Raw genomic sequence first — 18,688 nt, forward strand, 5'->3', positions numbered from 1 at the left:
ACAGAATGGGAATTATGAAAAAATATTTATCACTATTAAAAAATTCAAAGCTGTTTCAGGGAATCAGTGAAGATGAATTTACCTCCATGCTGGAATGCCTGTCAGCTGTTACACGGGACTACCATAAAGGAGAATATGTATTCAGCAGGGGAGAGCGCATTGACAGCGTGGCGTTGCTTCTGGAGGGATGTATCCATATTCAGAAAGAAGATTACTGGGGGAATCTGAGTATCCTCAGCGAGATTTCAGAAGGAGAGATATTCGGTGAAGTGTATGCATGTCTCGGGAGTGATGAATTACTGAATAATGCAGTCGCCGTAAAGCCGAGCAAAGTGCTCTTCCTGGATGTGAAGCGGATCCTTACCATGTGCCCGTCGGCATGTCAGTTCCACGGACGATTGATCCGCAACCTGCTCACCGTGCTCGCTCAGAAGAATAAAATGCTTACTCAGAAGCTGGAACACATGTCAAAGAGAACGACGAGAGAGAAATTGTTATCTTATTTATCGGAACAGTCCCAGAGAGCAGGGAGTCCGGTATTTGATATCCCCTTTAACCGGCAGCAGCTCGCGGACTTTCTCTCCGTGGACCGGAGCGCCATGTCCGCAGAGCTGTGCAGGATGCGGGATGAGGGGATACTGTCCTTTGACAGAAATCACTTTGTACTGAAATGACAGAACTGAAGAGCAGACAGAACAGTCAGATCGGACTGCCTGGTCAGAAGGATATCTGTTCTGCATATATTTTCACAAGTTCCAGTGCAACCGCACACGCTGCGTCCATACCTTCGACTGTGATATGCTCATATGGCCCGTGATATCCGTGACCGCCGGTTCCCAGGTTGGGACAGGGCAGTCCTTTGAAGCTTAACTGGGCGCCGTCTGTGCCGCCCCGGATTGGGAGGATCAGCGGTGTGACGCCTGCATTCCGGCAGGCTTTTTTTGCATTCTCGATCAAGTGCATACAGCCGGAGATGATTTCGGCCATGTTGCGGTACTGGTCTGTTATGGTGAGGGCAGCAGTGCCGCGTCCCCATTTCTGATTGATCTTTTTTTCTATATTCCGAAGTGTCTCTTTGCGCTCTTCAAATTTCGCTGCATCATGATCCCGGATGATATACCGGAGTACTGCATTTCCCACATCACCTTTCATGTCAATGAGATGATAGAAGCCCTCGTATCCGTCTGTATCACGCGGTGTTTCTCCCTCGGGCAGCATGGAGTTGATCTCCATGGCCACGAGAGAAGCATTTACCATAACATCTTTGGAAGAGCCCGGATGGACATTTACGCCGCTGATCTGGAATTCCGCTTTGGAGGCATTGAAGTTCTCATACTGGATCTCACCTTCCGTGTCCCCGTCCAGTGTGTAGGCGAAGTCCGCACCGAATTCCTCCACATCGAAATGAGCGGCTCCCATGCCGATCTCCTCGTCCGGAGTAAAGGCGATGGAAATAGGGCCGTGAGGGATATTTTCATCCAGGATCCGTTCTGCCATGGTCATGATTTCGGCGATTCCCGCTTTATCGTCTGCGCCGAGGATCGTAGTTCCGTCGCTTGTGATCAGGGTGCGTCCTTTCAGATCCTTTAAGTGTGGGAACATATCCGGCGACAGGACGCGGCCGCTTGTGCCGAGGGGAAGTTCCCGCCCGTTGTAATCCTCGTGGATCTCGGGGGTGATCCGGTGATCACAGAAGTCGGATACTGTGTCCAGATGTGCAATGAATCCAAGATTCGGCCGGTCTTCATAGCCCGGCGTGGCAGGAATGTGGGCGTACAGGTAACACTGGGTATCCACTTTCACGTCCGTGATCCCCATTGTAAAAAGCTCCCGGTACAGATGCTGTGCCAGTTCGAACTGGCAGGCGGAGGAGGGCACGGTATCGCTCTCCTCGTCGCTGGGAGTTCTGATCACTGCATATTTTAATAATCTCTCGAATGCTTTCATTTTAATTGTCTGATCCTTTCCTGATAATTATCTAATATATCCTGCATTTTACCGCATATCGTATTGAAACACCAGTAGTAAGCATAATCATACACAGACCGGAAATGAAGAACCACACATTCACACCTACTTTTTCTGCTATAGGACTGCTGAAAAGTAAGCCGATTGGCATTGTAACAGATGAAATCAGCGTGAGAACCGAAAATGCACGTCCCATCTTGTCTGGGGATATGGTTTCCTGCATATACGCAGTCAGCGGAATTGTATGGACATTTCCGGAAGCTCCTAAACAGATACAACTTCCTGCAAAGAAAAACCATCCAACATAAGCAGGTGGTATAATACCGCAGATCAGCGACATAACTCCCATTGCAAACAAACCGATAAAAGAAACTCTGATTTTCCGGTTTATCTTTAGAACACTGGAAAATAAAAGGGAGGATACCATCATGCCGATTGCAAAAGATAACTCCACGGCACTGCCATACATTGCCGATAACTTAAAATAATCGCTTGTCATCAACGGATAAAAGGAGGATAGTGGCGCATAAAAGAACATACAGAGTGCCTCTGCAATCACGATATAAAATAATTTTTTATCTTCTTTGAATACCTGCAATCCCTCTTTTATTTCTGCTATAAAATGCTGTTCCTTCCGTTCTGCTTTTTCAAGTTTTGGGATTTTAGCGACTGCTAACGCAATACTTGCTAAAATTGCCCCGGCCACATCACTCATTAAAACGATTGACATCGGGAAAATTGCATACAAAGACGCACCGATTACCGGTCCAAGCAAAAATGAGCCTGAATTCAGAAGCTGCATCCACCCATTTGTTTTTACTAACTGGTTTTTTGGTACAAGCTGCGGAATAATTGACTGTATTGCCGGCTGCTGGAATGTACTTCCAATCCCTCGGACACATAGCATGACAAATACTGTCCACACCGGCAGGTCAAAAAAGAATAGTAATACTGCGTAAATCAGCGCAATCGTCCCCATTGCCATATCCGAAAAAATAGAGATAAATTTTCGGTTATAACGGTCAGCTGCAATTCCTGCCAGCGGACTGAATAAGGTCATTGGAAGATAGGCAACAATCCCCGATATCCCCAACATTAACGGCGAAGATGTTTTCTCGGCAAGCCACCAGATAAGAGCAAACTGAACACCGTGACTTCCTAACATTGAAACTGCCTGTCCCAATGCAACGATCATAAACTGTGATTTCCATTTTTGTGTTTTTTCCATATCAAATTGTCCTCTCGTTTTCAAAATAGTTTTTCAAACAGGGGACAATATCAAATGTGATCATCCCCTTATTGTGCTGCTGCCGACATCAAGCCACCTCCCTTCATAAGATTTTGTTTTCCGTTTTTATAACATGGCTTCCAGATATTTTTTTAATCCGTCACGATATTTTTTTGTGAGCGTCAGATATTGCTGCTGTTCCTCCTCTGTCCACTCGTTCCAGATTTTGTTTTCAATTTCGTGCAGAGGCATTATTTTTTCTGATGAAAATTTCTTTCCCTTTTCAGTCAGGCAGAGAATTGTGTTTCTGCCTTTTCCTTGTTTTAAATATACGATTTCCTCTTTTTCCAATTTGCGAATGGCAGAATTGATTGTCTGGCGGCTGATACCTGTAAGTTTGCTTATTTCACTTTGCAGGCATTGCCCGTCTTTCTCACAAAGTACATATAGAATATTTTGAACGCTGTCCGAAATTCCTGTTTTTACAGCCGCTTCGTGGTATAAAGCATTGATTTCTCCTGCTAAATAGGTATATTGCCCGGTTTCTAAATAGTGCAAATTTATTCCTCCTCATCAGATGTCCGATTTCGTACATTTTTTATTATATCCGATTCCGTACATAAGTCAATAGATTTTTATCAGTGACTTCTCCATCCAGATATGCGGGCAGTCTTCATCAAAATCCGGTTCTCCGAAAATGGTATAGCCCTGCTTTTCATAAAAAGGTCTTGCCTGCTGCTGGGCGTGCAGGCGGACGGTGTTGCCGCCAGAGTTTCTGATCTCGGATTCAGCAGCGGAAAGGATCCGGGAACCGAGATGATTTCCGCGAAATTCTTTTTCAACGGCGATTCGCCCGACGATATATTCGCCCTGTGTCTGTCCGGGGAAAAACCGGCATGTGGCGGCGGGAATCTGGTCTATGTACAGGACAAGATGAACAGCGTTCCCGTCTGTTTCATCAAATTCATCATGAAAGCCCTGTTCTTCCATAAACACTTCTTTTCTGATCTTAACGGCATCCTTGTGTAATGTATGATAAACTTTAATATCCATTATGCTGCTCCTCAGTTGTGACCAATGTTAGTATTCGGCTGCGGCATTTTTTAGTCTGATCATCGCCCGCGATAAATGCATTGTAGCATTTTCAGTAATTCTTGGTCAAGGGATGTCTGAATGTGTTAGAATAAGTGTGGCAGCTCAGCTTTGCGAATGGAGCGGGGGGAACTGTCATTGAACGATAAAGGACGAAATATCATGAAGAATAGAACACAGACGCTTTTGTTTGATAATAGAAAACTTGCCGCCCTTCTGATCCCTCTGGCTCTGGATCAGCTCCTGAATTCTTTTATGGGAAGTGTGGATACCTTTGTAGTCAGCAATCTGGGATCTGCGGCGATCTCTGCGGTATCTCTGGTGGATTCCATTAATATGCTGATTGTGCAGGCGTTTTTCGCTCTTGCTTCCGGCGGTACGGTGGTATGTTCCCATTACCTTGGTTTACGGAACAGGGAGCATGCAAATGGCGCTGCAAGGCAGCTGGTATTTATTACATTGTTCATGTCCGTTGTTATAACGGTGCTATGCCTGATCTTTAACCATCAGATTCTGAGAGTGATCTTCGGAGAAGTTGAGCCTGAGGTTATGGAGAAGGCGAGACAGTATTTCTTCATTTCCGCAGTTTCATACCCGTTTATTGCTCTGTATGACGACGGAGCATCAATCCTCAGAGCACAGGAAAACAGCCGTTTCCCGATGATGATCTCTGTGGCGGCAAACGGGGTCAACTTGGCGCTGAATCTGCTTTTTGTATGGAAACTGCATCTGGGAGTTCCGGGTTCTGCTTTCGCAACCCTGCTGGCAAGGATCTTTTCCATGATCGTTGTTATGATCAGACTGCGAAGAAAAGATCTGGAGATTGTATTGAAAGATTATCTGTCGATCCGCCCGGACTGGAGGGTGATCCGCAGGATCCTGAATATTGGTATCCCTTCCGGTGTGGAGAATGGTATGTTCCAGTTCGGGAAACTTGCGATCCAGTCTACGGTGTCACTAATGGGAACGGCGGCCATCGCAGCTCAGGGAATGACCAATATTATCGAGAACCTGAACGGAATCCTTGCTCTGGGCGTTGGCGTCGGCCTGATGACGATTGTCGGGGAGACACTGGGGGCCGGAAGAAAAGAAGAGGCAGTCTATTATGTGAAAAAACTGTGCATCATATCGGAGGTTATTATTATCGTCTCATGCCTTGTCATGTATGCATTTGTCCGCCCGATCACGTATTTTGGCGGCATGGAATCGGAGAGCGCAAAAATGTGCATCTACATGGTAACATGGATCACCGTTGTAAAGCCGGTGGTATGGGTCATGTCTTTTATACCTGCGTATGGATTCCGGGCGGCGGGAGACGTGAAGTTTACCATGATAGTCTCTGTGGTCTCTATGTGGGTCTGCCGGGTTACATTTGTGATCATTCTGGCGAGAGTATTCGGCATGGGTCCTATGGCAGTGTGGATCGGTATGTTTACGGATTGGACCGTGAGGTGCATTATCTATACGGTAAGGTTCAGAAGCCGCAGATGGCTGGAGCACAGGGTTATTTGATGGTGTCCTGCTGCTGCATTATCAGGAAGCCTATGAAAAAAAGATTTCAGTGTTAGAAATAGCACTGAAATCTTTTTTATATCTGTCAGAAGTTAAGATCCCCTGTGGAAGCCCTGAATTTCAATGTTGTCTGGACGTGTGTGATCCGGTAGGGCATATCCGGTTCGTTGATGCGGGAGAGCAGCATATCTGCCGCAATATAACCCATCTTAGAACTGGGAATGTCAACAGTTGTCAGGCGGGGTTCGACGATTCTTGACTCCGTAGAGTTGTCAAAACCTGTAATCAGGATATCGCCAGGTACATTTATTCCGCACTTTTTAAGGGCACGGATCAGGTTGACCGCAGTGGCGTCATTGGCACACACAATTACTTCAGGAAGCTGCAGTGTCCGATTGACCGTTTCCTCAAGGGTTTGGGAATCTGAGAAGACTGAACGGCCGGTGAACTGTGTGCTGCAGGGCTCGAGCTGATTGGCGCTGAGGGCGTGTACAAAACCCTGATATCTCTCCGAGAAAGAACGGCAGTGTCCCGGATTCCCGGCAAATGCAAAGCGCCGGTATCCGTTTTGTATCAGTGTATCAGTGAGATTAAACATACTCATATGATTTTCCATGAGCAGAAAATCCGCATTGATCTGCGTCATGTCAATATCGGCCGCTGTATCGAGGAAGAGAAGAGGGATATCGAGAGTGTTCAGCATCTCGATATATTCCGGGTCAAACAGCTCGAGACATATGATTCCGGCAGTCTTTTCCTTATTAAAACCCATTGGAAGATTTAACGAAGCAATCTCTGTATCCCTTACCGGAAACATGGACAGCCGGTAGTTATTCTTGCTCATCCGCTCCTGAAAAGTGTTCAGTGCATAGGTACCAAAATGGGATCCGTAAGGCATATTCTGTGTGATCAGGGCAAGTTCCTTTACCTCTCCTTTTTCTGCCGGGGAAGGCTCTGAGATATAGATGACCCGGCGGTATCCCATTTCCGCAGCTTTCTCAAGTATTTTCTGCCGGGTGTCCGCGGCAAGGACGCCCGTATTATTCAGTGCTTTTGATACCGTATTTCTGGAAAGACCTAAAGCGTCTGCAATATCCTGAATCGTGATTTTCTTTTCCATTTATAGTACCTCCCGAATAATAGTGATGATGCATTATAACAGTTCAGCACGCGCCATTCGTAAAACCGCACTTCGTGCTTATTGCGGCTGCCGCCGCTGTTTTACTCATTGACAGGCGCTCAGCACATCTGATTATCAGCCGGCAGATTCTTATGCAAGCATAAATCTGCCGACTGATATCATATGGCTGAACTGTTACATTTAATGTAATGGAATTGTGCAAATTTGTCAAATGTAAAAATGTTAAAAGATAGATATTATCGGAATCGGAACTGCTGGTTTTACATAAATTGTTAAAATGGTGCATTTGTAAAATGAAAATGTTATGCAAATGTAAAAATGTGATTGACATTATGCACAATAAATGATACTATAATCACAACCTATAAACTATCTATGCATAAAAAGATCGATCGAAAAATGCAAGATGTGCAAATGTAAACACAGGAGGGGCTTAAAATGAGAGTTTTCCGTAAAAAAAACACGGCAGTCATCGCTAAGCAGACGCCGCGGGAAAAACTGAAGTATGTAAAAAAGAACTGGCAGCTGTATGTGTTCTTTCTTCTGCCGGGGCTGCTGCTTACGCTGATCTTCAAGTATGGTCCGATGGGCGGTATCCTGATCGCCTTTGAGGATTACAATGTAATCGAAGGCGTGCTCGGAAGTCCGTGGGTGGGACTGGATTATTTCCGAAGATTTCTTTCGTCACCGGATTTTATGAACTATCTGATGAACACGCTGAAGTTGAGTGTATTCGGGCTGTTATGGGGCTTCCCGATTCCGATCATCCTCGCGCTTCTGCTCAACCAGATCCGCAGGACGGGGATTAGAAAGAAGATCCAGCTGCTGATCTACGCGCCGAACTTTATCTCGGTCATCGTACTCTGCGGTATGGTCCGCATGTTCCTTTCTCCGGTGGGACCGATCAATTCATTATTCGGGATCGACACCAACTGGATGACAATGCCGGAAGCATTCCGGACGATCTACATCGCCAGCGGGATCTGGCAGACTGCCGGGTGGTCTTCCATCATGTATACGGCGGCGCTGTCCAATGCCAGCAAGGATCTGGAAGAAGCGGCGATCGTGGACGGAGCGAATATCCTGCAGCAGATCCGTTACGTACAGCTTCCTGCGATCAAAGATATCATCGTGATCCAGTTTATCCTTCAGGCCGGCAACATCATGAGCATCGGATTTGAGAAAGCCTATGCGCTGCAGACAGATATGAACCTGCCGGCTTCCGAGATCCTTTCTACATATGTATACAGGCTCGGTCTTCTCAACGGAGACTACGGATATTCAACGGCAGTCGGTCTCTTCAATTCAGTGATCAACGTGATCCTTCTGATCTTTGTGAACTGGGTAGTGAAGAAGTTGAACGACGGCGAAGGATTATAAAAGGGGGATTTGATGATGGAAACGAGAAGAAAAATGAAACTCGGAACATCCGACAAAGTGATTCTCGGCGTCGGATATACACTGCTCGGCCTGTTCGTGCTGGCAGTCTTTGTGCCGCTTGTGTACGTAGTCCTCGCCTCCTTTATGGACCCGAACGTGCTGAACAATCAGGGGCTGAGCTTCAACTTTAAGGACTGGACGCTGGACGCCTACAGGCGTGTGCTGGAAAATGATATGATCTGGCGGGGCTTTGCCAACTCATTCTTCTATTCAGCGGGATTTACGGTGATCTCGGTGTTAGTGACGCTGCTCGCCGCATACCCGATGTCCAAGAAGGAGTTTGTTGGACGGAACTTTTTCAACGTGATCTTTGTGATCACGATGTTCTTCGGCGGCGGGATGATCCCCACGTTCATCCTGATCAACAACCTGCACATGGTCAATACGATCTGGGCGATCCTCCTTCCGGGCGCGTTCAACGTGTGGAACATGATCCTCGCAAGGACTTATTTCCAGTCGATCCCGGGAGAACTCAGAGAGGCGTCCTCGCTGGACGGGGCGAGCGAGATCCAGCATTTCTTTAAGATCATGATACCGGTGTGCAAGCCGATCATCGCCGTGCTGGCGCTGTGGTCCTTCGTGGGAATGTGGAACAGCTATTTCGACGCCATGATCTACTTAAACGACGCGGATATGCAGCCGCTGCAGCTTGTCTTACGGTCGATCCTCGTACAGAATACTCCTCAGCCGGGTATGATCGCAGATATCCAGAGCACGGCGGAGATGGCGAAGGTGGCGGAGCTTTTGAAATACGCGACGATCGTTGTATCGAGCCTTCCGCTTCTGATCATGTATCCGTTCTTCCAGAAGTATTTTGACAAGGGAATCATGGTAGGTTCTGTAAAAGGTTAGGAGGCTGAGAATCGATGAAAAATAGGATCAAAAGACTGACAGGTCTTGGCCTGTCCCTCATATTGACACTGTCCCTGTTCGGGTGCAGCAGCGGGACCGCACAGGTTGCAGATACAGATCCGGATACTCCGGTCGAAGAAGTAACATTTCCGCTCAAAGAGACGAAAGAGCTTTCGTTTATCACAAGCGCTCCGGCGACGACCACGCAGGAGCCCAATGAGAAACTGATCTTCCAGAGGCTGGAGGAGCAGACCAATGTACATATCGACTGGACGTGTTTTGTGGACGACCAGTTTGCAGATAAGAAAAACCTCGCCCTGGCACAGTTTGGAAACCTGCCGGACGGACTTTTCACGGCGGGCATGAACGACTATGACCTGCTCCGGTATGCAAAACAGGGGATCATCATCCCGTTGGAGAATCTGATCGACAAATATATGCCGAACCTTCAGGCGGTGTTTGAGAAATATCCGGAGTACCGGACCATGGTGACTGCGCCGGACGGACATATCTACTCGTTCCCGTGGATCGAGCAGCTGGGTGAAGGCAAAGAAGCGATCCAGGCCATCGGTGATATCCCGTATATTAATAAGAAATGGCTGGATTTCCTCGGACTCGATGTGCCGACCACAACAGACGAACTGGAGCAGGCGCTGATCGCATTCCGCGATAACGCGGACGCTCTTGAAGAAGAGTTTGATATCGAGGGCGATGTGATCCCCATGTCATTTATCATCAACAACGGCGACCAGGATCCCGCGATCCTGATCAACGGCTTCGGGGAAGGCTATGGAGATACCGGAGATCATTTCGCGGTGACAGACGACGGAGAAGTGATCTATACAGCGGTGCAGGAGGGCTACAAGGAAGGAATCGAGTGGCTCCACTCTCTTGTAGAACAGGATCTTGTAGACCCGGAAGCATTTACCCAGGAGTGGTCCACCTATGTGGCAAAGGGAAAGAACCACAGATACGGCCTCTGCTTTACATGGGACATCGCAAATATCGACAACTATGAGGATTACGTGATGATGCCGGCGCTTGCGGGACCGGACGGCCTTGTCAATATTACAAGGCAGAATGGAAGCGAGACCAGCGGATTTGACCGCGGAAGATGCGTGCTTACGACAAGCTGCCGGGATACGGCACTTGCGGCGGCATGGATCGACCAGATGTACGCTCCCCTCCAGTCTCCGCAGAACAACTGGGGAACCTACGGAGAGAAGGACGCGGACAACATTTTTGAGATGAGCACCAACGCCGAGGGCGGTCCGATGCTCAAACACCTCGACCTGGGGGACGCTTCCCCGGTGGAAGTGCGGCAGGCGCAGTCCGTCAACGGCCCGCTGGCTGTGCTGAATGATTATTATGACGTCTATGTGACACAGCCGGACGATGCCAAATGGCGCCTCGACAATATGCATGAGGTTTATCTGGACGATATGCACAGCAAGTATGTATACCCGAATGTATTTATGAGCATCGACGACACGAACAGAGTGTCGCAGCTGGATACAGATATTAAAAAGTACGCGGAACAGAAGAAAGCGGACTGGATCTTAAACGGCGGGATCGAGGAAGAGTGGGACGAGTATCTCCAGAAGATGGAAGACTACGGCCTGTCAGAATACCTCCAGATCAAGCAGAAATATTTCGACAGCTATCAGGAGTCCCTTGCGGAAATGGAAGCGGGATCTTCTGAGGCTGCGGCAGAAAATTAAGCAGGAAAGGAATCGGATCAATATGACAAGTCAGACGCTGCGTGAAGCAAGAAAATATGAAGAGGCATCTGAGAAAATGATAAAGCAGGAGGAACGCCCGGATTTTCATCTGTCGGTGCGGACCGGCTGGATGAACGACCCCAATGGATTCTCATATTATAACGGACAGTACCATCTGTTTTACCAGTACAACCCATATGCACCGCGCTGGGACTCCATGCACTGGGGGCACGCGGTGACGAAAGATTTTCTGCACTGGGATTATCTTCCGGCAGCTCTGGCGCCGGATGAGGCTTACGACCGGGACGGCTGCTTTTCCGGGAGCGCGTTGACGCTCCCGGACGGCAGACAGCTGCTGATGTACACCGGAGTGCTGCGCGAGCGTAAGGAGAATGGAGAACACTGCGATACGCAGACCCAGTGCCTTGCCGTGGGCGACGGCGTGGATTATGAGAAGTGTGCGGGGAATCCGGTGCTGGAGAAAAACGATATCCCAGAAGGAAGCAGTGTCCATGACTTCCGGGATCCGAAGATGTGGCAGGCGGAAGACGGCACCTATTGCTGCGTGGTCGGGAACCGGCCGGCGGACGGAAGCGGGCAGATCCTTTTGTACACCAGCCCGGACGGCTTTCAGTGGAAGTTTAAAAGCGTGCTTGCCGCGAACAATAACCGGTTCGGCAAGATGTGGGAATGCCCAGATTTCTTCAGACTGGACGGCAAATGGGTCCTTCTGACAAGCCCGCAGGATATGCTGCCGGAAGGGTTTGAGTACCATAACGGGAACGGCACCCTCTGCCTGATCGGAGAGTATGATGAGGAGACCGGGAAATTTACGGAACAGCATAACCAGGCGATCGACTACGGGATCGACTTCTATGCTCCGCAGACGGTCCTGACTCCGGACGGCAGACGCGTGATGATCGGCTGGATGCAGAACTGGGATGCCTGCAGCCTTCGCTCCCCGGAGGAAAAATGGTTCGGTCAGATGAGCCTTCCCAGAGAACTGTTTCTAAAAGGCGGCCGGCTTTATCAGAGACCGGTGAGAGAGCTGGATGAAATGAGAAGAAACAAAGTAGAATACCACAATGTGACGTTCTCCGACGTGATCAGCCTGAACGGGATCAGGGGAAGAAAAGTAGACATGGAACTGACCCTGCGCCCGGCGGAAGGGGAGAAGCTGTATCAGAAGTTTGCCCTGCGTTTCGCGCAGGATGAAAAGTACCAGACAGCGGTCAGCTTCCGTCCCCGCGAGTCGGTCCTCAAGGTGGACCGGAAATTCTCCGGCTCCAGAAGGGCGATCATCCATCAGAGAAGAAGCCTTGTGAACAGTACAAACGGAGAGCTGAAGCTCAGGGTGATCCTGGACCGGTTCAGTGTGGAAGTCTTCGTAAACGACGGTGAACAGGTCATGACGGCAACCATGTATACGGATCAGTCGGCGGACGGGATCTCCTTCTTCGCAGACGGAACGGTGAATATGGATGTGGTGAAATATGACCTGGTGTCTGAAGGATAGTCTGTATCCGGAAAAGATACTTTATCGGAGGAGCAGGCTGCAAAGATACAGAAGAATGACGAACCGGAGGTAAAAGAGTATGGAGAGATTGCTGTCTGATACAGCTTCTGATCCGGGAACGAAATAAAAGTGAGGGTGTGGACGATACCCGTGAATAAGAGATTGAGTGATAAAAACCGGCTTATCAAAGCCGGTTTTTGTCGCCCCATTCGCACATTCCATCCAGGATAGGGATCGGCGCTCATAAAATCCTTTACAGTAGGAGCGGAAAGTGCGGGTAATACAGTGACGGAATTTTTCTTAAGCGGCATGGATATTCACGGCTGCAGAGGATGCTTCGGCGGGCACAGCAGCAGGGAATGTCCCTGTGTTCAGAAGGATGATATGGATCAGATCTATCCGGCGGTAAAAGAGTCCGATGTGGTCGTCCTTGCCACACCGCTTTATTACTGGAATATGAGCGGTCAGATCCGGACAGCGATCGACCGTCTGTTTGCGCTGGAGGAAGGCGACGGCAATCTCCTCAGAGGACACGACAGATCTTCCGCGCTTTTGATGGCAGCAGAAGGAAACGGATTTGATGACGTCCTTCTTTATTATGACCACCTGATGGAGCACCTGAGATGGAAGAATTTTGGCCATGTCCTTGCCGGAGGCAACGGTGATGTGGGAGATATAGAGGGAAAACCAGAGCTTAAGGAAGCCTATGAACTGGGAAAATCAATAAAGTAGTTCAGAAGCAAAAGCAGAACTGCACTGCCGGCCGGTGCCCCGTATCTATTGACGAACCCCAAAGAACGGAGTAAGATATCCATTGCAAAATGGAATGGAGGGGACCGGACATTGAAAACCAGTAAATATGAAATAGATATGTGCAACGGATCGATCATGGATAAATTGATCTCGTTTTCACTTCCACTTATGCTTTCCAGTATCCTGCAGCTGATGTTTAATGCGGTGGATATTATTGTGGTCGGAAGGTTTGACAGCAGTCAGGCGCTTGCGGCGGTCGGCTCGACAACTGCACTGATCAATATTTTCACCAATCTTTTTATCGGCATCTCGCTGGGGGCAAATGTCCTTGCGGCCAGGTATTTCGCAGCAGGGCGCGATAAAGAGATGTCGGAGGCGGTACATACAGCAATCACGCTTGCGCTGATCAGCGGTGTTATCATGGCATTTGTCGGAGCAGGGGCTTCCAGACTGGCACTTGACCTTATGGATACGCCCGCGGATGTGATCGATCAGTCTGTTACTTATATGAGAATTTATTTTATGGGAATGCCGTTTTTCATGTTATATAACTACGGAGCGGCAGTTTTAAGAGCAGTAGGAGACACCAAGCGCCCGCTGCTCTTCCTTGCGACAGCAGGGATGGCGAATGTTGCACTGGATCTGCTGCTGGTGATCGTTATCCCGCTGGGGGTAGCGGGTGTAGCTATCGGGACGGTGAGTTCCCAGTTCGTTTCCTGTATACTGGTGTTGTGGTGCCTCCACAGGTCAGACGGGAGCTATCAGCTCCGGTTCTCGAAGCTCACGATCAAATGGATCTACCTGAAACGCATCTTTCAGGTGGGTATACCCGCGGGAATCCAAAGCACGGTGATCAATTTTTCCAATGCAATGCTCCAGTCGTCTGTCAATTCGTTCGGATCGACGGCAATGGCGGGCTATACGGCGGCAAATAATGTTCTCGGATTTTTATATGTGTCAGTCAATGCTGTCACACAGGCGTGTATGAGTTTCACCAGCCAGAACTACAGTGTGGGCAAGCAGAAACGTATGGACAGGATCCTTCTGGACTGCATGATCCTGTCGGCGGGGGTATCAGCAGTGCTCGGCGTCGGGGCATACATATTCGGTTCGCAGGTCCTTGGGATCTATACATCGGATGCAGAAGTAATTAAGTGCGGCATGGAGATCCTGTCGATCACGACAGTACCGTATTTCCTCTGCGGCATCATGGATCTGATCCCGGGAGCACTTCGCGGGATGGGGCACTCTGCTGTCCCTATGGTATTGTCCGTGATCGGTACAGTTGGGACAAGGATCGTGTGGATCTACGGATTCTTCCCGCATCACAGATCGCTGTTCTTCCTGTTCATCTCCTATCCGGGATCTTGGATTGCGACAATCCTCATGCAGGCAGTGTGCTTCTATTTCGTTCGGAAAAAGTGTATACGACAGTTAAAAACCGTTAATGGATAAAAAATGGAAATGGTGGAAATGGGGACGTAGTAAAATCGCATTTTACTACGTCCCTATTTCCATTTTTGGATAGATTTACCATATACCAAGCACATGCTGCATCCCCAAACTTACAAGTGAGATCCCCAGCCAGCAGCAGAATCCGGTGAAGATCGGTTTCCCGCCGGTCTTTACCAGTTTGACGATGTTTGTGTTGAGTCCGATCGCCGCCATCGCCATGACAATCAGGAATTTACTCAGCTCCTTGAGCGGATCCGTCACGCTGACCGGAAGCTGGAATACTGTGGTCACGACGGATGCCAGCATGAAAAAGAGTACAAAGAACGGAAAAGCTTTTTTCAGGCTGAAGGTCGAGCCTGCCGAATTTTTCGCCTTCTTCCCGCGCCAGATGGCAAGGATCAATGTGATCGGAATGATCGCAAGGGTTCTTGTCATTTTTACGATTGCAGCGGATTCCAGTGTATTGCTTCCGTGGATTCCGTCCCATGCAGTCGCGGCGGCCGTAACAGAAGAAGTATCGTTGATGGCTGTTCCGGCGAACAGGCCGAAGCCCTCGTTGCTTAAGCCCAACATGGATCCCAGTGTGGGAAAAATGAGAGCAGCGAGCACATTGAACAGGAAGATGACAGAGATGGACTGTGCCACTTCCTCGTCGGTGGCCTCTATTACCGGAGCTGTAGCTGCGATGGCGCTCCCGCCGCAGATCGAAGAACCGACTCCTACCAGTATTGCGTTGTTTGTGCGCAGTTTCAGCGCTTTGTATAAGATAAATGCGATGATAAGGGAGGTCGCGATCGTAGAGATGATGATCGGAAGAGACTGTTTTCCCTTAGCGAGGATCTCGGTCAGGTTCATGCCGAATCCTAAAAATACCACGGCCGCCTGCAGAATCTTTTTGGAAGTATAATTGATGCCCGCGGTAAAGGGTTCCTTTTTTGTCAGTATCAATGTAAGGATCATACCGATGAGTATGGCGAATACCGGACCGCCGATGACAGGGAGTGCCTGCCCGAGAAACCAGGACGGTACTGCGATAATAAGGCAGAGCAGGAGCCCTGCTCCGTTTTTCTTTAAGAAGTTCATTGTTTTATTTCCTTCCTTTATGATTTCCAATATTTGTCTGCAAGTCATAAGATATCATAAAAAAATCATAAAATAAAATTATTAATATTTATTTTATCATAAATATATGTTATGATAATGCGCAGGGAGTAGTTCTTTATAGATTTGGGCGGAGTTCTGACAGATCTCCGCCCGGGTTTCTTTTACATATTGTCAGTTTTGTGTTGCCGAAGATAAGGGGAGTGAGGTAATGCTTGATTTTAGGATGGAAACATTTCTAACTGTATGTCAGTGTATGAATTTCACGCGAGCATCGGAAAAACTGAATATCACACAGCCTGCGGTGTCCCAGCATATTCATTTTCTGGAGAAGCATTATAATACGAAACTTTTCCGATATGAGGGTAAGAAATTAAAGCTCACGGGTGCCGGAGAGATCCTGCGAAATGCATCGCTCACTATGATGCACGACGAGATTTCCATGCAGAATCAGATGCAGAAGAGCGAAGAGGAGGAAGAGATCCGTTTCGGGGCTACCAGGACAGTCGGCGACGTGCTCATGGGCCGAATTCTCGAGCGTTATCTGCGGGAATACCCGGATGCAAGGATATGCATGATCGTGGAGAATACGCAGGAACTTCTGAAGAGACTGGACGAGGGGACGATTGACTTTGCCCTTGTGGAAGGCTTTTTTCAGAAGAATGAATACGATTACCAGAAGTATTCGGAGGAAAACTATATTGCGGTATGTGCGCCGGACTATGTATTCTACGGACAGAATGAAGCCGGTTCTTCCGGCGGTTTAAGAGACACTGCGCCTTCCGGACAGATGATGGGCATTGAGAATCTTTTTCATGAACGCCTGCTTGTACGCGAGGAGGGATCGGGAACGCGTGAGGTGCTGGAACGCTGTCTGGATGCTCAGAATCTGAGTGTGCGGGACTTTGACAAAGTGATGGAAGTGGGAAGTCTTCAGACTATCAGGGAGTTGACAAAAGCCGGATGCGGTATTACATTTTTATATGAGACTGCTGTGCGGGAGGATTTGAAAAAGGGGATTTTGAAAAGGATTCCACTGAAAGGTTTCGATATTTCCCACGAATTCAACTTTATCTGGAGGCGGGGGAGCATCTATGCGGACAGGTATAAGGAGATTTTCTGCAGGTTTTCCGTATAGCGGATTTTCACATTAGAGATATAATAAGAAGGAAGTGAACTTAAGAGATGTTACAGGTAGAACATTTGTCATATGATGTTGTAGAAGAAGGAAAACAGTCGGAGATCTTATCTGACGTGAGCTTTACTGTAAATGACGGAGAGATGCTTGTGATCACCGGACCGAACGGCGGAGGAAAGTCCACACTTGCCAAACTGCTCATGGGGATCAACAAGTCTACCGCGGGAACGATCACTCTTGACGGACAGGATATCACGGATTACACCATCGATGAGCGTGCTAAGGCGGGCATCGGCTTTGCATTCCAGCAGCCGCCCCGTTTTAAAGGAATGACGGTGCGCAGACTTCTGTCACTGGCAGCAGGACAGCCGCTGGACGAGAAGACGTGCTGTAATCTTCTGAGCAGTGTAGGTCTCTGTGCAATGGAGTATATTGACCGTGAGGCGGATGCAACGCTCTCGGGTGGTGAAATGAAGAGGATTGAGATTGCGACTGTTCTGGCGAAACAGCATAAGATCTGTGTATTTGACGAACCGGAGGCGGGGATTGACCTCTGGAGCTTCTCTATGCTGATCAAGCGGTTTGAGCAGATACACAAAGAGAAGAAAGAAAGCCTGATCCTGATCTCTCATCAGGAGAGGATTATACAGATGGCAGACCGGATCATGGTCATTTCCGACGGAAAGGTAGAATCTATCGGAGATGCGAAGGATATTATGCCGACACTGTTCGGCGGGGAACTGGATTCCTGCGAGTGCAGGAGACAAAAGGGAGGTGAGCTCTATGGAGAGTAATCAGACAGCGAAGCTCGACAAAGTGACAGAAGATGTGCTGAAAGTGATCGACTCCTACGGGTTTAAACAGGAAGGCGCATACAACCTGAGGCTGAACGGCATGGCCGTCTGCCACGGCGACAGCCGCCATATCCATATTGTGAAGAAAGAGGATAAGCCGGGAATCGATATCCATATCAGCGGTGAGGCAAAAGACGAGCAGGTGCACATCCCGGTCGTTATGAGCCAGGAAGGCGTCGATGTGGTGTACAATGATTTCTACATTGAGGACGGAGCTGATGTGACGATCATCGCCGGTTGCGGTATCCACGGCGAGGGCTGCTCCGAGACACGCCATGACGGCATCCATGCATTTCATGTGGGGAAAGGATGCAACGTGAAATATGTAGAGAATCACTACGCAGAAGGAAACGGTACAGGACAGAAAGTCCTCAATCCGGTGACGAAGATCTATGTGGGAGAAGACTCTACATTTACACTTGAGACAACGCAGATCAAAGGCGTGGATTCCACAGAACGTGAGAACTACATCGAGCTTGCAGACAATGCGAAGCTCTTCGTGACAGAGAAGCTGATGACAGATGAAGGACAGACAGCAATCTCCAATATGGACGTAGAGCTGAACGGCGAGAACAGTTCCGCCAGGATTGTATCCCGTTCCGTCGGAAAAGGAACCTCCAGACAGGTATTCCACCCGAGAGCAATCGGAAACAACCGCTGCCATGCTCATGTGCAGTGCGATTCCATTATTATGGATACGGCTGAGATCAGTTCAATCCCCGAGATTGATGCAAAACATGTGGATGCGCAGATCATCCACGAGGCGGCGATCGGCAGGATCAACGACGAACAGCTTGTGAAACTGAGGACATTCGGTCTTAATGAGGAAGAGGCTGAAGCCGTGATTATAGAAAGTTTCCTGAAATAGGGTGAAAATTAGGAAGCTCCTCTCATATGAGAACATCGTATGAGAGGAG

General features: G+C 48.6%; 17 protein-coding genes. 11 read left to right on the forward strand and 6 right to left on the reverse strand.

All coding sequences use genetic code 11. The features are described from left to right. Positions 1 to 14: 14 nt before the first annotated feature. Positions 15 to 674: a Crp/Fnr family transcriptional regulator gene (locus tag FNY66_RS01315; protein ID WP_150310062.1), complete on the forward strand. Its 660-nt coding sequence runs from the start codon at positions 15 to 17 to the stop codon at positions 672 to 674. Between the two features lie 43 nt (positions 675 to 717). Here FNY66_RS01315 and pepT read toward each other — a convergent pair whose 3' ends face one another. The 4 genes from pepT to FNY66_RS01335 form a co-directional block, all read right to left on the reverse strand. Then, entirely contained in the window at positions 718 to 1,947 is a 1,230-nt protein-coding gene (gene pepT, locus FNY66_RS01320) for a peptidase T (RefSeq protein WP_150310063.1), read from the reverse strand. 31 nt (positions 1,948 to 1,978) lie between these two features. Beyond that, on the reverse strand, positions 1,979 to 3,196 hold the full coding sequence (locus FNY66_RS01325; protein ID WP_150310064.1) for an MFS transporter: 1,218 nt from the start codon (positions 3,194 to 3,196) through the stop codon (positions 1,979 to 1,981). A 126-nt stretch (positions 3,197 to 3,322) separates the two neighbouring features. Then, positions 3,323 to 3,754, reverse strand: coding sequence for a MarR family winged helix-turn-helix transcriptional regulator (locus FNY66_RS01330; RefSeq protein ID WP_150310065.1), 432 nt, complete (start codon positions 3,752 to 3,754; stop codon positions 3,323 to 3,325). A 66-nt stretch (positions 3,755 to 3,820) separates the two neighbouring features. After that, positions 3,821 to 4,249, reverse strand: coding sequence for a GNAT family N-acetyltransferase (locus FNY66_RS01335; protein ID WP_150310066.1), 429 nt, complete (start codon positions 4,247 to 4,249; stop codon positions 3,821 to 3,823). Positions 4,250 to 4,450: 201 nt separating this feature from the next. On the opposite strand from FNY66_RS01335, the gene FNY66_RS01340 reads away from it, so the two are divergent. Further along, positions 4,451 to 5,800, forward strand: coding sequence for an MATE family efflux transporter (locus tag FNY66_RS01340; RefSeq protein ID WP_150310067.1), 1,350 nt, complete (start codon positions 4,451 to 4,453; stop codon positions 5,798 to 5,800). An 85-nt stretch (positions 5,801 to 5,885) separates the two neighbouring features. Here the strand turns inward: FNY66_RS01340 and FNY66_RS01345 are convergent, their stop codons facing one another. Continuing rightward, the gene (locus FNY66_RS01345) at positions 5,886 to 6,920 is read right to left on the reverse strand and encodes a LacI family DNA-binding transcriptional regulator (RefSeq protein WP_150310068.1); all 1,035 of its coding nucleotides are present in this window, start codon (positions 6,918 to 6,920) and stop codon (positions 5,886 to 5,888) included. 459 nt (positions 6,921 to 7,379) lie between these two features. Between FNY66_RS01345 and FNY66_RS01350 the strand changes: the two genes are divergently transcribed. The 6 genes from FNY66_RS01350 to FNY66_RS01375 all read left to right on the forward strand — a co-directional run bounded on the left by FNY66_RS01350 (position 7,380) and on the right by FNY66_RS01375 (position 14,678). Further along, on the forward strand, positions 7,380 to 8,321 hold the full coding sequence (locus FNY66_RS01350) for an ABC transporter permease (protein WP_150310069.1): 942 nt from the start codon (positions 7,380 to 7,382) through the stop codon (positions 8,319 to 8,321). Positions 8,322 to 8,333: 12 nt separating this feature from the next. Further along, complete coding sequence (locus FNY66_RS01355) at positions 8,334 to 9,233, forward strand: carbohydrate ABC transporter permease (RefSeq protein WP_190324743.1); 900 nt, start codon at positions 8,334 to 8,336, stop codon at positions 9,231 to 9,233. Between the two features lie 14 nt (positions 9,234 to 9,247). After that, positions 9,248 to 10,954, forward strand: a complete 1,707-nt coding sequence (locus tag FNY66_RS01360) for a type 2 periplasmic-binding domain-containing protein (RefSeq protein ID WP_150310070.1) — start codon at positions 9,248 to 9,250, stop codon at positions 10,952 to 10,954. A gap of 22 nt (positions 10,955 to 10,976) precedes the next feature. After that, a complete protein-coding gene (locus FNY66_RS01365) occupies positions 10,977 to 12,470 on the forward strand; it encodes a glycoside hydrolase family 32 protein (protein WP_150310071.1) in 1,494 nt (497 codons plus the stop codon). A 243-nt stretch (positions 12,471 to 12,713) separates the two neighbouring features. After that, entirely contained in the window at positions 12,714 to 13,202 is a 489-nt protein-coding gene (locus tag FNY66_RS01370; protein ID WP_087150206.1) for a flavodoxin family protein, read from the forward strand. A 138-nt stretch (positions 13,203 to 13,340) separates the two neighbouring features. Then, positions 13,341 to 14,678, forward strand: coding sequence for an MATE family efflux transporter (locus tag FNY66_RS01375; RefSeq protein ID WP_229409416.1), 1,338 nt, complete (start codon positions 13,341 to 13,343; stop codon positions 14,676 to 14,678). A 75-nt stretch (positions 14,679 to 14,753) separates the two neighbouring features. Here the strand turns inward: FNY66_RS01375 and FNY66_RS01380 are convergent, their stop codons facing one another. After that, entirely contained in the window at positions 14,754 to 15,761 is a 1,008-nt protein-coding gene (locus tag FNY66_RS01380; RefSeq protein WP_150310072.1) for a YeiH family protein, read from the reverse strand. A 229-nt stretch (positions 15,762 to 15,990) separates the two neighbouring features. On the opposite strand from FNY66_RS01380, the gene FNY66_RS01385 reads away from it, so the two are divergent. The 3 genes from FNY66_RS01385 to FNY66_RS01395 are packed head-to-tail and all read left to right on the forward strand — an operon-like array spanning position 15,991 to position 18,639. Then, entirely contained in the window at positions 15,991 to 16,917 is a 927-nt protein-coding gene (locus tag FNY66_RS01385) for a LysR family transcriptional regulator (RefSeq protein ID WP_087150208.1), read from the forward strand. 47 nt (positions 16,918 to 16,964) lie between these two features. Further along, positions 16,965 to 17,711: an ABC transporter ATP-binding protein gene (locus FNY66_RS01390; protein ID WP_087150209.1), complete on the forward strand. Its 747-nt coding sequence runs from the start codon at positions 16,965 to 16,967 to the stop codon at positions 17,709 to 17,711. Then, positions 17,701 to 18,639 (forward strand): SufB/SufD family protein, encoded by a 939-nt coding sequence (locus FNY66_RS01395; RefSeq protein WP_087150210.1) that lies wholly within the window; start codon positions 17,701 to 17,703, stop codon positions 18,637 to 18,639. The genes FNY66_RS01390 and FNY66_RS01395 overlap by 11 nt, the downstream gene beginning before the upstream one ends. Positions 18,640 to 18,688 lie beyond the last annotated feature (49 nt).

The sequence above is a fragment of the Mediterraneibacter catenae genome (assembly GCF_008691045.1).
In the GTDB taxonomy this organism is placed as follows: Bacteria; Bacillota; Clostridia; order Lachnospirales; family Lachnospiraceae; genus Mediterraneibacter; species Mediterraneibacter ornithocaccae.

What these genes read in the sequence shown, in the direction of transcription:
- FNY66_RS01355 (WP_190324743.1), top strand. Translation starts at nt 8,334, where the DNA reads ATGATGGAAACGAGAAGAAAAATGAAACTCGGAACATCCGACAAAGTG.
- FNY66_RS01315 (WP_150310062.1), top strand. Translation starts at nt 15, where the DNA reads ATGAAAAAATATTTATCACTATTAAAAAATTCAAAGCTGTTTCAGGGA.
- pepT (WP_150310063.1), bottom strand. Translation starts at nt 1,947, where the DNA reads ATGAAAGCATTCGAGAGATTATTAAAATATGCAGTGATCAGAACTCCC.
- FNY66_RS01325 (WP_150310064.1), bottom strand. Translation starts at nt 3,196, where the DNA reads ATGGAAAAAACACAAAAATGGAAATCACAGTTTATGATCGTTGCATTG.
- FNY66_RS01390 (WP_087150209.1), top strand. Translation starts at nt 16,965, where the DNA reads ATGTTACAGGTAGAACATTTGTCATATGATGTTGTAGAAGAAGGAAAA.
- FNY66_RS01375 (WP_229409416.1), top strand. Translation starts at nt 13,341, where the DNA reads ATGTGCAACGGATCGATCATGGATAAATTGATCTCGTTTTCACTTCCA.
- FNY66_RS01385 (WP_087150208.1), top strand. Translation starts at nt 15,991, where the DNA reads ATGCTTGATTTTAGGATGGAAACATTTCTAACTGTATGTCAGTGTATG.
- FNY66_RS01365 (WP_150310071.1), top strand. Translation starts at nt 10,977, where the DNA reads ATGACAAGTCAGACGCTGCGTGAAGCAAGAAAATATGAAGAGGCATCT.
- FNY66_RS01335 (WP_150310066.1), bottom strand. Translation starts at nt 4,249, where the DNA reads ATGGATATTAAAGTTTATCATACATTACACAAGGATGCCGTTAAGATC.
- FNY66_RS01340 (WP_150310067.1), top strand. Translation starts at nt 4,451, where the DNA reads ATGAAGAATAGAACACAGACGCTTTTGTTTGATAATAGAAAACTTGCC.
- FNY66_RS01395 (WP_087150210.1), top strand. Translation starts at nt 17,701, where the DNA reads ATGGAGAGTAATCAGACAGCGAAGCTCGACAAAGTGACAGAAGATGTG.
- FNY66_RS01345 (WP_150310068.1), bottom strand. Translation starts at nt 6,920, where the DNA reads ATGGAAAAGAAAATCACGATTCAGGATATTGCAGACGCTTTAGGTCTT.
- FNY66_RS01350 (WP_150310069.1), top strand. Translation starts at nt 7,380, where the DNA reads ATGAGAGTTTTCCGTAAAAAAAACACGGCAGTCATCGCTAAGCAGACG.
- FNY66_RS01360 (WP_150310070.1), top strand. Translation starts at nt 9,248, where the DNA reads ATGAAAAATAGGATCAAAAGACTGACAGGTCTTGGCCTGTCCCTCATA.
- FNY66_RS01380 (WP_150310072.1), bottom strand. Translation starts at nt 15,761, where the DNA reads ATGAACTTCTTAAAGAAAAACGGAGCAGGGCTCCTGCTCTGCCTTATT.